Here is a 14,553-nt window from a genome sequence, read left to right on the forward strand (position 1 = left end):
CGCGTCGTTCCCGGGGCGTCCTCATTCCTGGATCTCGCTGCGCACCATCAGCACCGGCTTGTTGCTCTTGTGCACCACGCCTTCGGACACGCTGCCCATGACCAGGCGCCGGAAGCCGCGGCGGCCGTGCGTGCCGATCACGATCAGGTCCGCATTCCAGCGGTCGGCTTGCTCCACGATCGTGGTGGAGATCTGCCCGGGGGAAACGGGCTTCTCGAGGATCAGCGTCGAATGCGGGATGCCGGCATCCGCCAGGCGCGTGGCGGCCGCTGCCAGCGCATCGCGTCCCGCGGCCAGGATGCCTTCCATCAGTTTGCGCGGGTCGTAGCTGCCCGCAGTGAAGAAGATATCGTTGTCGTCCGCCACGAAGAGCACCTTTACCTCGCTGCCGGTCGCCTTGGCCACCGTGATGGCCTGGCTCAGCGCAAGGTCCGAAGAGCGGCTGCCGTCCACCGCGAGCAATATTCTCTGGTACATGGTCCGTGCCTCCTGGCTGGATGTCGCCATGTTGCAATGTCGATAGGAAAGCGCGCATGGGAGCGGCCTCCATTAGCAGCTTAGAGGGCTGGGCACGGGGCGTATTGATGCACGTCAAGCGGCCTGGCGATGCGCGCAAGGCGCAGAAACGACCCGTTGCCCGGGAAAGCAGCGAATGCCATGATCTACATCAACACCGCGCTTGCCCGGGCGTACAAACTGGAAGCGTCGGCTGCAAGCTGCGGCGCCTGTCTTTTTTATCGGGAGGTACAAGATGTACAGCAAGATCCTGGTTGCCGTGGATGGCAGCGAGTCCGCCGATCGGGCGCTGGAGGAGGCTCTGCGCCTGGCCGCGGCGATGCACTCGGAACTCACCGTGGTGCATGTGATCGATAACAGCTACCTCAGGTACGAGGTCGGCTACATCGACCTGACAGACCTGCGTGCCGGCCTGCTCGAAGGCGGGCAGATCCTGCTGGACGAAGCCAAAGCCAAGGCGGCGGCAGCGCAGGTGTCATGCAAGACGCTGATGGTGGATGAAGCCCTGGCGCTGGGCGACGTGGCCAATGCGATCGAGCAGGTGGCGCAGCAGACCGGGGCGGAGTTGCTGGTGCTGGGCACGCACGGTCGGCGCGGCGTGCGGCGCCTGCTGATGGGCAGCGTCGCCGAAGCGCTGGTCCGGCAATGCCGCCAGCCGGTACTGCTGGTGCACGCGCCACAGGCTGAGCCGAGCGCCGGCGCAAAGCCGGCATCAGGCGCGCCGGTGAGGCCATGACCTCCACGTTGCCGGCTGCCGCCAGGCGGCGGCGCCTGGCATGCCGGGCGCTCGCCGCGGCTGCCGTGCTGTGCTGCACAGCAGGCTTGCCGGCGGCCGCGTGGGCGGGTTCAGCCGCCGACAAGCGCGTGCTGGATGCCGACGAGCTCGATGCACGCTGCGAAGCCGTGCTGGCGCGCCTGACTGCGCGCAACCCCGGCGCGCGGGCCCTGCTGGACAAGGCCAGCGGCGTGCTGGTCTTTCCCGATGTGCTCGCTGGCGGCGCGGTGGCGGGCGTGGAGCAGGGCGACGGCATGATGCATGGCGCAGGCGGGGACAAGGCCTACTACCGGCTGATTGGCGCCTCGCTCGGGGCGCAGGCGGGCATGGCATCCAGGGCCGTGGTGCTGGTGTTCCTGACCGGGCAGGCGCTGGAACGCTTCCGTGCCAGCCAGGGCTGGACCGTGGGCGTGGACGGGTCGGTGTCCGTCCTGAGCCTGGGCATCGGTGCCAGCGTGGATAGCAATACCGTGCGGGGCGATATTGTGGGCTTCGTGCTGACCAACGGCGGCATCATGATCAGCCTGTCGCTGGTCGGCACGCGGATAACCCGGATCGAGAGCTGAGGAGCCATCGATGGAAAAGATCCTGATCGTTTATTACTCGCGCACCGGCACGGCGCGCCAGGCCGCGGAAGAACTGGCGGCGCAATCCGGCTGGCCGCTGGCGGAAGTCGGCGACCAGGCCAGCCGCGCCGGCTTGCTGGGCGATGCGCGCTGCGTGCTGGATATCTTGTTGCAGCGGCATGTAGGCTACCGCTACGCCGGCCCGGCGCTGGACGATTGCCAGCGGCTTGTCATCGTCGCGCCCATCTGGGTCGGCCACCTGGCTGCGCCCATGCGCAGCTTCCTGCGCGACCACATGCCGCTGGCCTGCAAGACGTCGGTGATCTGCGTGATGGCCCGGCAAGGCGCTTTCAGGGCGGCAGAGGAGATCGCCCGCCTGGCCACGGAGCCGCCGTCGCCGGTACTGGCGCTGCGCCAGGCCGATGTGGCCAGCGGGGCGGCAATGCAGGCCCTGCGCGCGTTTGCCGAGCAGGTGGAAGCCGCCAACGGCCGCAGCGGCGCCGCGCAGCGGCCAGCATGGCTATCGCCCAAGGAAGCCTGAGGGGGCAAGTTTCCACGAACCGCCATCAGCCGGACAGGACGGTCTCGCCTATGCGCACCACATGGCGCCATTCATCGCTGCCCAATGGCTCCTGCGCGCGCCGCTGCCACTCCAGCACCTGGAGGTCCGCCTCTGAAGGGTCGCCGCCCTGGCGCGCGCGTGTGACGATCCGTTCGCGCAGGGTGGCCAGGCCGGCATTGCAGTCGACGATGGAAAAGGCAGCGCCCCGGCGCGCGGCCAGCGACGCGAAGCGCCGCCGCTCGGCGCGCGCGAGGAAGGTCGCATCGGCAATCATGGGGAATCCGGCGCCACTGCCTAGCCGGCAGATTGCCAGCAGCCGCCGGTAGACGCGGGCAGTGCGTTGCGCCGTGTAAAGGTCGCCGTGCGCGGCCGGATCGCCAGGTGCATCGGCAAACTGATCGCCCAGTTGATCGCCCAGTTGATCACCACGTTTATCGCCACGTTGATGGCCATGTGCAAGCGCAAGGCGCTTGCGCTCCACATCGGCGCGCACGCGCACCATGGCCGCGGCCAGCGCGAGCTGGTGGGCAACGGTGCTTTTGCCGCTGCCCGAGAGGCCATGCATGATAGTGATCGCACCCGGATTGCGCGTCAGCGCGGCGCTGGCCAGCGCGAGCAGATCGTTGCAGCGCATCTGCGCCGCCGCCATTTCCGCGGCGGTGCCGGTTCCCGCCGCGCTGCGCTGGTGGGCCCGCTCGAGCAGCACGCGGGCGCGCACCACGGCGCGCAGCGCCGTGTAGAACGGCAATATCGCCAGGCCGGCATAGTCGCCGCTGCACTCCAGATAGGTATTGATCAGCCAGTAGGCCAGGTCTTGCCGGCTGGCATGGAGCAGATCCATGAAAACAAAGGCGGTATCGCTGATGGTGTCGATCCAGCGTAGCCCGGCATCGAACTCCAGGCAATCGAATGGCGTGGGCTCGCCGTCGATCAAGGCGATGTTGCCAAGGTGCAGGTCGCCGTGGCACTCCCTGACATGGCCGCTTGCCAGCCGCTTGGCAAATGCCGGTTGCAGCGCCACGGCCCGCTCGCGCAGCAGCGCCGCCACGTGTGCCGCCGCGTCGGTGCCCGAGGCGAGGGCGGCAACGCCCGCCATGGCTTGTTGCGCCACCGCTGCGATCCGTGCCGGTGTGCCATGCCCCGTGCCGCCGCTGGCGACCGGCGCGGCCAGGTGGATCGCGGCAAGCCGGCGGGCCAGCGTCTCGACATGGGTGCCGGTTAGCCGGTTCGTCTGTGCCATCGCGCAGAACAGGTCTTGCTGGCGGAAGCGGCGCATCTTTACCGCGTACTCCAGCGCTTGGCCAGTACCACCTACCCGGACCTCCCCGGGGCCGGGTCCCCCCACGATCGGCACCACGCCGAGGTAGAGCGCCGCCGCCATCCTGCGATTCAGTTCGAGTTCGGCCTGGCAATCCGCCTTGCGGGCGGCCAGCGTGCCGAAGTCGACGAAGTCCAGGCGCACGGGCTTGCGCACCTTGTAGGCAAAGGGTCCGGCAAGGAAGACTTGCGAGATGTGCGTCTCGATGAGGCTGACCTTGCCCACCGGATGCCGGTAAGCCGCGGGTCGCATCAACGCTTGCGTGAGTGCCGCCGGTTCCATGCCGCGCTCTCCCAGGTGCCTGTCTCCCCGATCGGGCAGGTCATGTACCCATGCTATGCGCGTGCCCGGAAGTTAGCTTGATGCGGATCAAGCCGAGTGGCAACCACGCGCCTATATTGAAGCGGAACGAGGATTCGGCGCGGCAGGCCACGGGCGTGACAAGCCGGTGCCCGCAAGCGCCGGCAACCGGAGGCGGCGATGAAGATGACAGTTCCCCACCAAGGTGCCACGGGCGGCTGCGTGCGCCGGCGCGGCCTTGCGGCTTGCCTGGCGGCCATGCTTTGCGCTGGCTGCGCGCCGGGACCGGAGTGGTGGCGGCCGCCCAGGCCCAAGGCCGACTCGGTCGCGCCTGCCGCCTCGATGCATGCCTGGAATGCCATGCGCCTGTCCGATCCGTTGCTGGCAATCGGTGCCGTTGCCATCGAGGCGCCGCGCCAGCCGGCGCCCAGCCAGGTCTAGAGCGCGAAACGGAAATGACCGCTGTGCAGCACGATGTGGTGAGCCGCGGTCATTTCAAACAGCTGCTGCGCCACGCATTCGATATCCTCGCGGTGCCCTTCGAAGGCTTGGATGAGGTCGTCCGGCCGGTACGAACGCGCACCGAAGTGGTCTTCCAGTGCCTCCGCCGTGATCGCGTAGCTGGCCGGGATGCCGTCGACGCTGGCAGCGCACTCGAGACAGAGATCGGCCGGGCGATACGAGGGGATGGTTTTTGCAAAGACGATCTTGATGGTCATGGCATCGACCCCCGGGAAGAGAAACAAGGAAGGTGCAAACAGGACGGCGCAAAAAGGCAGGCGCAATGAAGTGCAAGGCGGAGCACGGAAAAGGTGAGCGCCGCGGGCACGCCGCGGCAGCTTTCTGCCAGTCTAGGCACTACGTTTGCAGCCGCAAGCCGAACCGTGCGCGTTTCCTGATCAACGTCAAGCCAACGTCAACCAGGCGCGCAAGATGGCGGGCCACGCGCTCACTGCTTCCACAAGGCTGGCAGGGGCGGCTTGCGCAACGGCGCCCGCCTAGATGCGGTCCAGCGCGTCAAGATCCAGCAAGGTCACGCGTTTGCCCTTGACCTCGATGAGGCCGTCGCGCTGGAAGCGCGACAAGGTGCGGCTGACGGTCTCGAGCTTCATGCCCAGGTAGCTGCCGATTTCTTCGCGCGTCATGCGCAGCGCGAGGTCGCGCCGGGAGTAGCCGCGCGCATGCTGGCGCGCCGAGATATTGAGCAGGAATGCCGCCACGCGCTGCTCCGCGCACAAGCTGGCGAGCAGCAGCATCACGCCCGATTCGCGCACGATCTCGCTGCTTAGCATGCGGTGCACGTGCTGCTGCAGCGAGCGCATTTCGCGGCAGAGCGCTTCTAGCAGATGGAAGGGAATGACGCACACCGCGCTGTCTTCCAGGGCGATGGCGTCGCAGGCGTGGTGCTCCGTGCAGATGCCATCCAGCCCGAGCGTCTCGCCGGTGAGGAAGAAGCCGCTGACCTGCTCGCAGCCGTTCTGGTGCGCCAACACCGTCTTGAACGATCCGGAACGCAGCGCGTAGATGCTCTGAAAGGCGTCGCCGGCCCGGTAGAGCGCTTCGCCGCGCCGGACCATGCGCCAGTTGTGGATCACGGTATCGAGCCTGGAGCGATCCGCATCGTTCAGGTTGCCGCCCATGCAGATGGCGCGCATGGCGCAGCTTGAGCAATTTGCCTTATGGGACACCGTGGCCGGCGGGGTGGGTTCCAGGGGCAGGAAATCCAGCAATTGGGGGCTGTGAAAGGCCTGGGGCATCGCCGCAGGCGCTTTCGCTTGCTGTTGCAGGTACGCTGACATGGCTGATTCCTTTGTCTCTGGTCTCTGGTCTCTTATCTCTTGCCCCTGGCCGCCCGGACTGGCCCCTGCTGTCGGGCGCGTTTGCCGCCGATGCCGGGCAAAGGCCTGCGCGCACTATGCCGCGGCGTGTTCCGGTGCCGCCGCCCGAGCGGTTATCTTCTGCGCCGCAAGGCGCAGCAGGGTGCTGCGCAACGCGTCGAATTCCATGGTCTTGTCGAAAAAGTACGACGCGCCGGCCCGCAGGCAAGCACTGCGCATTGGCGGCGCCGGGCAGTTGCTCAGGACGACCACGGTCGCCTGGCGGCGCATTCTTCGCAGGCCCTGCAGTGCGCTCAGCCCCGATCGGCCATACCTGCTCAGGCTGAGGATGACAATGTCGGGCAGCAGGATCTGCGCGGCCAGCAGTGCGGCACGTGGCTCGCGGGCCAGCGCGAGCAGTTCCACTTCCTTGATCGATCTCAGCATCCTGGCCTGCCGCGCGCCGATCAGGGCGGAGTCCTCGAGCAGCAGGACGGTCAGGCGTTCAGGAAGCGTCATGGAATCCATGCAATCAAGTATGGCTTGCGCCGTGATGGGCAGAAAGCAGCGGTGGCTGAGAGTGGTGTCGGAAAAAGGCGGGTCCCTGTCAGGCAATCCTGACAAAGGCCATCGGCTATTCGGACGATGGTATCTGCTACGCCCACCTCGCTATATTGCGAACACATCACAGAGGGCGTGTGCATTTCACTCAAATCGCCTACCTTTACAAGAGAGCCTCCGGCGATCCTCGCGGGATCCACGCAGGACTTGCCACCCTTCGGGAGCACTTCGCGACCAGCCATGGCGACCAACGAGCCTCCTTCACCGAATTTGCCCTCCACGCCGAAGACATCGCTTCACGCCACGCTTGGCGAACTGGCAGCAGGCGGCGCCGTGCTCGTGCTCCTGCTGCTGCTGGCACTGTGGTTCATTACCGTGCTTGCCCCCCGGCCAGGCGGCCTGGCCGCGCCGATGCTCGGCGCCTGGGGCCTGGCGGTGGCCGTGATGCTCTCCCTGATGCTGGTGCGGCTGCGGCGGCTGCGGCGCGCGGGGGAAGACAACCTGGCGCGCATCCAGGACAGCGAGGCTCGCCTGGCAGGGATCATCCGTTCGTCGATGGAAGCGATCATCACGGTGGACGAAGCGCAGTGCATCGTGTTGTTCAATCCCACGGCGGAGCGTCTTTTTGGGTACACCGCCGCGCAGGTAACCGGCCACCCCCTGGCGGACCTGATTCCGGCGCGCTTTCGTGTGGCGCATGAGGCGCACGTGCGCCGGTTCGGCGTCACCGGGGTCACGGATCGGCAGATGGGCCAGCAGCGGGTACTGCATGCGCTACGCCAGGACGGCACGGAGTTCCCCATCGAGGCCTCCATCTCCCAGACGCAGGACGGCGCCGGCAAGCTGTTTACCGTCATCCTGCGGGACACCACGGAGCGGGTGAGGGTGGAGACGGCCTTGCGGCAGTCGCGCGAGGAGCTCCAGCAACTCTCCGACCGGGTCCAGGCGTCGCGGGAAGAGGAGCGCCGCCGTATCGCCCGCGAGTTGCACGACGACCTGGGCCAGCGCCTGAGCGCGCTGAAAATGGACCTGGCTATCCTCGCCAGCGACCTCAAGGACGCGGGAACGGCGCCTGCCTTGCTGGACCAGGCCGCCGCCATGCACCTGGTCGTCGACGAAACCGTGGCTTCGGTGCGGCGCATCGCCGCCGACCTGCGCCCGGCTTTGCTGGACGAGCTTGGCCTGATCCCGGCGATCGAATGGCTGGCAAAGGAGTTCTCCGCCCGCTACGGCGTCAATGTCATCACCCATGCCGCCGAGGAGGAAGACGTCGGCGAGCACGCGGCCACCGCGGTATTCCGTATCGTGCAGGAGGCGCTCAGCAATGTCGTGCAGCATGCCCAGGCTGACCGGGTCGATATCGAGCTGGTTCGCCAGGACGACCATTTTGAGCTGACCGTACGGGACAATGGCCGCGGCAATGCCGCCGCGCAGCCTGCCGGTGGCGAGCGGGTATCGCTGGGGCTGGTGGGGATCCGGGAGCGCGCACGGCTGCTTGGCGGCACCGTAGCGACAAGGCAAGCGCCTGGCGAGGGCTTCTGCCTGACCGTGCGCTTTCCGTTGGCCACGGCCATAGACACCGCCCCAACCGCGAGCGAGGAGGCAAGCCCGTGATTCCCGTGATGATTGCCGACGACCACGCCGTGATGCGCGACGGGCTGCGCCACATCCTGAGCCGCGCGGGCGGCTTCGAGGTGGTGGGTGAGGCGGTGGATGGCGCCGCCGTGCTGCAGATGGCGCGCGACTGCAAGGCCCGGGTCATCCTGCTGGACCTCTCCATGCCCGGGCGCAGCGGGCTGGAGCTGATCAGGCAATTGCGCGTGGAGCAGCCCGAGCTGCGTATTCTGGTGCTGACCATGCACGCCGAGGAGCAGTACGTGGTGCGTGCGTTCCGGGCCGGGGCGGCGGGCTACCTGACCAAGGAAAGCGCGGCCACGGAGCTGGTCAGCGCCATCGGCAAGGTCGCCGCGGGCGGCACCTACGTGAGCGCCGCGATGGGCGAGAAGCTGGCCAACAGCCTGCAGGACGAGCACCGCGGGGATCCCCACCTGCGCCTGTCGGACCGCGAGATGGAAGTCTACCGCCGCCTGGTGCTGGGCGAGCCGCTGACCGAGATCGCCGCCGCCTTGTGCGTCAGCGCCAAGACCGTGAGCACCTACAAGATGCGGCTGATGGAAAAGCTGCGGTTGCCCAGCGAGGCGGCACTGGTGCGCTATGCGATCCAGCATCGCCTGTTTGGCGAAGGCGATATCTAGCCCCCGCGCTTCCCGCACTTCCCGAGCTTCCTGCGCTTGATCTGGGACAAAGTGCGGCCGGCGCGCTGTGCCACCATGAACTGGACCGGGTCTGCCAGCAGGCATGCTCGCCAATACATGGAGCACATCATGGACTACCGGACCGTGCTGGTCGCGCTCGGAGCGGATCCCGACTGCGCATCTCGCGTCAGGATGGCTGCCGACCTGGCCGCCTCTTTTGGCGCGCATGTCACCGGCGTCAGCGCCACCGGCCTGCGCCTGGACCCGGTCCGGGGCGCGGGCGATGACGTTGCGCGGCATATGGCGGCGTCGCGCGGCAGGCTGCTGTCGCAGGCCACGCTGCAGGGCGAGATACTGAGCGGCACCATGGCGGCGCATGCGCCGGGCGTGCCGTTCTCGCACCGCGTGGTCGAGGAGGAGACCGGCTGGGTCCTGGCGCAGGAGGCCCGCGTAGCCGATCTGGCGGTGATGGCTCGGCCGGTGGCAACGCAGGAAGTGCCTTCCCTGGGCGCCGGGGCCGCCGAGTACGTGCTGCTCAACGCCGGGCGCCCAGTATTGCTGGTGCCGCAGGCGTTTCGCCGGCTGCATGGCGGGCACGTGGCGATCGCATGGGACGGGCAGCGCGAAGCGGCCCGGGCCGTGGCCGATGCCATGCCTTTGCTGCTGCGCGCCAGCCACGTCACCATCATCGGCGTCTGGGACGATCGCGGCGAACCGCGGGCAGACTCGGAGCCGGTGGCCGGCTTGCGGCATTACCTGCAGCGCCATGGCATCGTGGCCGGCGTGCGCAACGTGCAGAAGGCGGGGCCCGTCGCAGCCAGTCTGCTCGACGCGGTTGGCGCGCTGGGGGCCGACATGCTGGTGGCCGGGGGCTACGGGCACTCGCGCATGCGCGAACTAATCATGGGCGGCACCACGCGCACGTTGATGCATCACGCGCCGGTGCCTCTGCTGTTGTCGCATTGACGGAGCGCGCCATGCAGCTGCAATTTCTCGGCGCGACCGACACGGTCACGGGATCAAAGTATGTGCTCGACACCGGCCGCAGCCGCGTGATGGTGGACTGCGGGCTGTTCCAGGGCTACAAGGCGCTGCGCCTGCGCAACTGGGACCGCTTGCCGGTCGATCCGTCCACACTGGACGCGGTAGTGCTCACGCACGCGCATATCGACCATAGCGGATACCTGCCGCTGCTGGTGCGCAACGGCTTTCGGGGGCGGGTGTTCTGCACCATGGGCACCGCGCAGCTGTGCCAGATCCTGCTGCCCGACAGCGCCCACCTGGCGCAGGAGGACGCGCATTACGCCAACCGCAAGGGCTACTCGCGGCATCAGCCGGCGTTGCCGCTCTACGACGGCGCGGACGCCGTGCGCGCCTTGCGCCGGCTCGACCCGTTTCACTACGACACGCGGGTGCGGGTGACGCCCGACGTGGAGGCGGAATTTCATCGCGCCGGACATATCATCGGCTCGGCCATCGTGACGCTGCACGTGGATGGCAAACGGATCGTGTTTTCCGGCGACCTGGGACGCCAGCAGGACATCGTGATGCGCGCCCCGGAAGTCCTTCGCGAAGCGGATCACTTGCTGGTCGAGTCCACTTACGGCGACCGCGCCCATCCCACGGATGATCCGCTCGACACGCTCGGCGAGGTCGTCAGCCGCACCATCGGCCGCGGCGGCAGCGTGGTGATTCCCGCGTTTGCCGTCGGGCGCACCCAGGCGCTGTTGTACTGCCTCTACAAGCTGCGCGAGCAAAACCGCATTCCCCAGGTGCCGGTCTACCTCAACAGCCCGATGGCGATCGACGCCACCACGATCTTCGCCCTGCACCCGGACGAACTGCGGATCGACCGCGCGGCCTGCGCGGCGGCCTGCCATATCGCCATCCTGATCCAGAGCATGCAGCAGTCCATGTGGCTCAACCGTGACCGCGCGCCCAAGATCATCCTGGCCGGCAGCGGCATGGCAACCGGCGGGCGGGTGGTGCATCACCTGGAGACCTATGGGCAGGATGCGCGCAATACGATATTGCTCTCGGGCTTCCAGGCCGCCGGTACCCGCGGCGCGGCGCTGGCCTCGGGCATGCGTGAACTGCGCATCCATGGCAGGCCGGTTGCGATCCAGGCCTCGGTGGAGCAGATCACTTCGCTCTCGGCCCATGCCGATGCCGATGAGCTGATGACGTGGCTTGGCGGCTTCGGCAGCCCGCCCCGGCAGACCTTCGTGGTGCATGGCGAGCCGTGCGCGAGCGACGCCCTGCGCCAGCGGATCGAGCGGGAGCTGCGCTGGGCGGTCACGATGCCGGAGTATCTTCGTTCGTACGCGCTGGATTAGGCAGGCATGGCAAGCGGTGGCCGGCGGCATCCCCGCCGGCGTCTCGGCGGCCTTTCAGCGGCATCTCAGCCGGCATGGATGGCCCGCTTCTGTGTAGCGAGCGCAGGCGACTTTGACTGGTGCAGCGTCAGGAATACCGTCCAATTATCTTATCTCAGTGCGCCAGTTGCCATTGGCGCACGATCGAACCGCTTCGGCTGCAACGATTTTCGGTGGGCATGGATGCCGACGCGATACCCGAAAACGATGGCGGGCCCCAAGGTGGCGCCCGGCCCCGGATAGGCGCCCTTCAGGACCGACGCCATGTCGTTGCCGCATGCGTAAAGCCCTTCGATGGGCTGATCCCGCGCGTCCAGTACGCGGGCATCGTTGTCCGTACGAAGTCCCGTGCAACTCGCCGCGTCGGCGGGGAACACCTGGACGGCGTAGAAGGGCGCGACCTGGACGGGACCCAGGCACGGATTAGGCTCCTGGTTCGCGTCGCCGTTGAAGCGGGAAACAGTACTCTCGCCTTTACCAAACGCGCTATCCCTGCCCATTGCCACGTCGGCGTTGTACAACTTCACGGTTTCCGTCAGCCCGGACGGGCTCACGCCAATCTTCTCCGCCAGCTCTCCGAGCGTTGTTGCACGACTCAGATAACCCGAACGTATGAACGGACGAAGATCGCGGCAATGCGGCGGGACAACGCCGACGCCATACTTCCGCACGAAATTGTGGTCGCAAATGAGATAGGTGGGCAGGTTCGACTTCATCGCATAGCCGGAGCCCAACATACCTTCCACGAAATGGTGATAGGAAGCCCCTTCATTGACGAACCGCGTGCCCGCAGCGTTGACGGCAATGAGCCCGGGCTTTGCCCGATCCAGATACAGATGGGGAAACAGCCTCCAGCCGCCCTGTTCATCCGGAACCCGGGAGACTGGTTGCCAAAGAAAGTCGCTGGCGTGGCGTTCGAGCGTGGCACCCACGCCTTGGGCAGCCATCAATGCGTCGCCGCGGACCGCTGAGGGGGTCAGTGACTCAAACGTCGAGGAAGGCAGGTTGGCCCGCAGCGTCGCGTTGTGCCCGATGCCGCCCGTCGCCAGCACGATGCCGTGCTTCGCACCGATCCGCATGGTCTGGCTATTGCACCGGACGACGACACCCGAGACACGGCCATCAGCTTTCTCGATCGACAGAAGTCGGGTGTCAAAGCGGATGGCCACGCCTGCCTTTCTCAGTGCATAAAGCATCTGGCCTACCAGCGCATTGCCCATTACAAGACGAGTCCCCCGGCGGTACGTGAGCAGGTCTCGGGTATAACGCAGTACGAGCTCCATCGAGCGTCGGAATGCGGCCCATGACCGGTACCGATTCAGCAGTGCAGCGACATCCGCCTTGTTGACCATCATGCCGTTGAGGACGAGAAAGTCTTGAAGCGGTGGACGCACCCGGTCAAAGTCATGCCCGAGTTTTCGCCCGTCGAACTCCGTTGGGGAGAGCGCTCTGCCGTAGACAGCGGCGCCTGGTTGATCCAGATAGTCGGGATGCTGGCCCGAACTGACGAATGCCAATCCGCATTGGCTCTCGAGGAAGTCGATGGCCGGATTGGCGCTCTCCAGGAACGCTTGCCGCCTCCCGAGACGGTCATCGGCGCCAATCAAGGCGTCTAGGTACTGGGCGCCGGCGGCGACGCTGTCCCCGAACCCGGCTTGTTGACCGTGACAATTGCCGGGAAGCCATAGCGTCCCGGCAGACGTCGCGGTAGTTCCGCCCACCTGGTGCGTCGCTTCGCAAATCAGCACGCTGAGCCCGAGATGGGCTGCGGTCAGGGCCGCGGTCATCCCGCCGGCACCGGCACCGCATACTACGAGATCGTAGTTAGACATAGTTGCAGAACTATCCAGTCTACTTTGACGACGCAAGCTGCCATTGCAGCAAGGAGAAGGGTGGGTTGGCGCGGGGGTGATGTTCGAAGACGCCGACCACTTCAGCGCCAATCACCACATCTTGCAGCGGATCTCCGAGGAGGTTGCCGACAATGCGTACATTGCCGGCGTCCGGGAGTTCGACCAGAACAGCAAGGTAGGGAGGACTTCCGTTCAGTGCGTCGTGGGAAGCGTGCCAAACGCGCTCCCAGCTATAGATCCTCCCTCGTGCTTCGACCTCTTGCCATCCGGGGTCAAACTGTAGGCATTGATGACACAGCCACTCCGGACCGAACTGCCATGTCTTGCAATGCTGGCAACGCTGAACCATCAACCGTCCTTCGTGCAGGCCATTCCAGAAGGGAGCAGAGAGGCCGTCCGATTCGGCTATCGGAATGGGCAGGCCTGGTGGCAGGTATGGGGTGTCTACGGTTCGAATCGTCATTGCGCAGCCTCCTCGGACGCCAGCAGCAAGTTACTGACGGGGGATACCATCGGGCCTCCAATCACGAGAGCAACGTCGTTCCTCGGAGCCTGGTTGCACGACGTACCTCGAATCTGTCGAACGGCCTCGAGCACTAGCTCGAAGCCGTGCATGTAACACTCGGCAAGATTTCCACCACTGGTATTAAGGGGCAGTTTTCCCGATGGAGCGATGAGGTTGTCGAGTGTCAGAAACTCGTTTGCCTCGCCGGGCTTGAAGAAGCCGTGTTCTGCCAGCGCCATCACGACGCCACCCGTGAAGTTCTCGTAGCTCTGGACAACGCCAACGTCGCTCGGTCCAATGCCCGCCATCCTGAAGAGGTCAGGCGCCACCGTGTCGAAGCTCGCACTGCCATACAAAGGGGAGTTGTGTGGGATGGCGCCAGTGCGGTGCCCGGAGCCAGAGGCGGCGCCAAGGACGTAGGCCGCCTTTCCGGGAAACTCTTTTGCACGCTCGGCTGACACCAGGATCAGAGCAGCGGCGCCGTCATTCTCCATGCAGCAGTCGAAGAGGTGAAACGGTTCGGCGATCCATCGCGATTGGTCGTACTTCTCTTTGCTGAGCGGTTTGCCATACATCACGGCCCTGGGATTCGACTGGGCGTGATGGTAGGAAGCCAGTGCAATTGCGCGCAACGCTTCCTGGCGAACGCCGTGATCGTGCATATATCGCTGCACGCGCATCGCGAATCGTTGCGGGGGCGCCAAGACACCGTACGGCATGAGGTACGCCTTCTCCCCAGAAATTGTATCGATCCCGGTCGTCCGGCCAAATCGTCCGAACTGTCCCTGAGCGAGCGAACGGAAAACGACGACGCAATCTGCGAGGCCGGCTTGAATCGAGGCGGCGCCATTAGCTACTGCGCCACAGCATCCTCCACCTCCACCGCCCCATTGCATTGTGGTCGCCCGTAGCCTTGGAAGACCAAGAGCCGCGGCAATGCGTGAAGGGTCGTTCCTGTCATCGCTAAATGACGAGAATCCGTCAATCTCGCGCGGGTTAATTCCGGCATCCTGGCAGGCGGCCAAAATGGCCTGAAGCGCAAGTTTGAACTCGCTGTCAGGGGATTTTCCGTGGCGGTAGTACTGACTTTCGCCAATGCCGACGACCGCGACTTGCCCTTTCAGGGTGCGACGACTCATTGCGGGTACTC

The 14,553-nt window shown here is 66.0% G+C and carries 16 protein-coding genes; 8 read left to right on the forward strand and 8 right to left on the reverse strand.

Annotated elements, in window-relative coordinates; translation table 11 throughout:
- Window positions 1–21 precede the first annotated feature (21 nt).
- The gene (locus AC1RQK_RS17545) at window positions 22–477 is read right to left on the reverse strand and encodes a universal stress protein (protein WP_492810114.1); all 456 of its coding nucleotides are present in this window, start codon (window positions 475–477) and stop codon (window positions 22–24) included.
- Between the two features lie 274 nt (window positions 478–751).
- Here AC1RQK_RS17545 and AC1RQK_RS17550 point away from each other — a divergent pair, with 274 nt between their 5' ends.
- The 3 genes from AC1RQK_RS17550 to AC1RQK_RS17560 are packed head-to-tail and all read left to right on the forward strand — an operon-like array spanning window position 752 to window position 2,398.
- The gene (locus tag AC1RQK_RS17550; RefSeq protein ID WP_492374939.1) at window positions 752–1,252 is read left to right on the forward strand and encodes a universal stress protein; all 501 of its coding nucleotides are present in this window, start codon (window positions 752–754) and stop codon (window positions 1,250–1,252) included.
- The gene (locus AC1RQK_RS17555; protein ID WP_492374940.1) at window positions 1,249–1,857 is read left to right on the forward strand and encodes a lipid-binding SYLF domain-containing protein; all 609 of its coding nucleotides are present in this window, start codon (window positions 1,249–1,251) and stop codon (window positions 1,855–1,857) included. The genes AC1RQK_RS17550 and AC1RQK_RS17555 overlap by 4 nt, the downstream gene beginning before the upstream one ends.
- 10 nt (window positions 1,858–1,867) lie before the next feature.
- Window positions 1,868–2,398 carry a flavodoxin family protein gene (locus tag AC1RQK_RS17560; RefSeq protein ID WP_492374941.1) on the forward strand — a complete coding sequence of 177 codons (531 nt, stop codon included), beginning with the start codon at window positions 1,868–1,870 and terminating at the stop codon, window positions 2,396–2,398.
- A gap of 25 nt (window positions 2,399–2,423) precedes the next feature.
- On the opposite strand, the gene AC1RQK_RS17565 is transcribed toward AC1RQK_RS17560, so the two are convergent.
- Window positions 2,424–4,019, reverse strand: coding sequence for a bifunctional aminoglycoside phosphotransferase/ATP-binding protein (locus tag AC1RQK_RS17565; RefSeq protein ID WP_492810117.1), 1,596 nt, complete (start codon window positions 4,017–4,019; stop codon window positions 2,424–2,426).
- 204 nt (window positions 4,020–4,223) lie between these two features.
- Here AC1RQK_RS17565 and AC1RQK_RS17570 point away from each other — a divergent pair, with 204 nt between their 5' ends.
- Window positions 4,224–4,478: a hypothetical protein gene (locus tag AC1RQK_RS17570; RefSeq protein ID WP_492374943.1), complete on the forward strand. Its 255-nt coding sequence runs from the start codon at window positions 4,224–4,226 to the stop codon at window positions 4,476–4,478.
- Here the strand turns inward: AC1RQK_RS17570 and AC1RQK_RS17575 are convergent.
- From AC1RQK_RS17575 to AC1RQK_RS17585, 3 genes are all read right to left on the reverse strand, one after another.
- Window positions 4,475–4,756: a DUF1488 family protein gene (locus tag AC1RQK_RS17575; RefSeq protein ID WP_174425406.1), complete on the reverse strand. Its 282-nt coding sequence runs from the start codon at window positions 4,754–4,756 to the stop codon at window positions 4,475–4,477. The genes AC1RQK_RS17570 and AC1RQK_RS17575 overlap by 4 nt on opposite strands.
- A 279-nt stretch (window positions 4,757–5,035) precedes the next feature.
- Window positions 5,036–5,836: a helix-turn-helix domain-containing protein gene (locus tag AC1RQK_RS17580; protein WP_492374944.1), complete on the reverse strand. Its 801-nt coding sequence runs from the start codon at window positions 5,834–5,836 to the stop codon at window positions 5,036–5,038.
- A gap of 114 nt (window positions 5,837–5,950) precedes the next feature.
- Window positions 5,951–6,382, reverse strand: coding sequence for a response regulator (locus AC1RQK_RS17585; RefSeq protein ID WP_492810119.1), 432 nt, complete (start codon window positions 6,380–6,382; stop codon window positions 5,951–5,953).
- Between the two features lie 273 nt (window positions 6,383–6,655).
- On the opposite strand from AC1RQK_RS17585, the gene AC1RQK_RS17590 reads away from it, so the two are divergent.
- From AC1RQK_RS17590 to AC1RQK_RS17605, 4 genes are all read left to right on the forward strand, one after another.
- On the forward strand, window positions 6,656–8,029 hold the full coding sequence (locus tag AC1RQK_RS17590) for a PAS domain-containing sensor histidine kinase (RefSeq protein ID WP_492810121.1): 1,374 nt from the start codon (window positions 6,656–6,658) through the stop codon (window positions 8,027–8,029).
- Window positions 8,026–8,670: a response regulator gene (locus AC1RQK_RS17595; protein ID WP_492810123.1), complete on the forward strand. Its 645-nt coding sequence runs from the start codon at window positions 8,026–8,028 to the stop codon at window positions 8,668–8,670. The genes AC1RQK_RS17590 and AC1RQK_RS17595 overlap by 4 nt, the downstream gene beginning before the upstream one ends.
- A gap of 129 nt (window positions 8,671–8,799) precedes the next feature.
- Complete coding sequence (locus AC1RQK_RS17600) at window positions 8,800–9,636, forward strand: universal stress protein (RefSeq protein ID WP_492810125.1); 837 nt, start codon at window positions 8,800–8,802, stop codon at window positions 9,634–9,636.
- 11 nt (window positions 9,637–9,647) lie between these two features.
- Window positions 9,648–11,006 carry an MBL fold metallo-hydrolase RNA specificity domain-containing protein gene (locus AC1RQK_RS17605; RefSeq protein WP_492810127.1) on the forward strand — a complete coding sequence of 453 codons (1,359 nt, stop codon included), beginning with the start codon at window positions 9,648–9,650 and terminating at the stop codon, window positions 11,004–11,006.
- A 149-nt stretch (window positions 11,007–11,155) separates the two neighbouring features.
- Here the strand turns inward: AC1RQK_RS17605 and AC1RQK_RS17610 are convergent, their stop codons facing one another.
- Genes AC1RQK_RS17610 through AC1RQK_RS17620 form a run of 3 tightly spaced genes read right to left on the reverse strand, consistent with a single transcriptional unit; the run spans window position 11,156 to window position 14,542 of the window.
- A complete protein-coding gene (locus tag AC1RQK_RS17610; protein ID WP_492810129.1) occupies window positions 11,156–12,988 on the reverse strand; it encodes an FAD-dependent oxidoreductase in 1,833 nt (610 codons plus the stop codon).
- Window positions 12,897–13,361 carry a Zn-ribbon domain-containing OB-fold protein gene (locus tag AC1RQK_RS17615; RefSeq protein WP_492810131.1) on the reverse strand — a complete coding sequence of 155 codons (465 nt, stop codon included), beginning with the start codon at window positions 13,359–13,361 and terminating at the stop codon, window positions 12,897–12,899. The genes AC1RQK_RS17610 and AC1RQK_RS17615 overlap by 92 nt, the downstream gene beginning before the upstream one ends.
- Window positions 13,358–14,542: a thiolase C-terminal domain-containing protein gene (locus tag AC1RQK_RS17620; protein ID WP_492810133.1), complete on the reverse strand. Its 1,185-nt coding sequence runs from the start codon at window positions 14,540–14,542 to the stop codon at window positions 13,358–13,360. The genes AC1RQK_RS17615 and AC1RQK_RS17620 overlap by 4 nt, the downstream gene beginning before the upstream one ends.
- Between the last annotated feature and the right edge of the window lie 11 nt (window positions 14,543–14,553).

It is taken from the genome of Cupriavidus sp. GW822-FHT02D05, assembly GCF_058802485.1.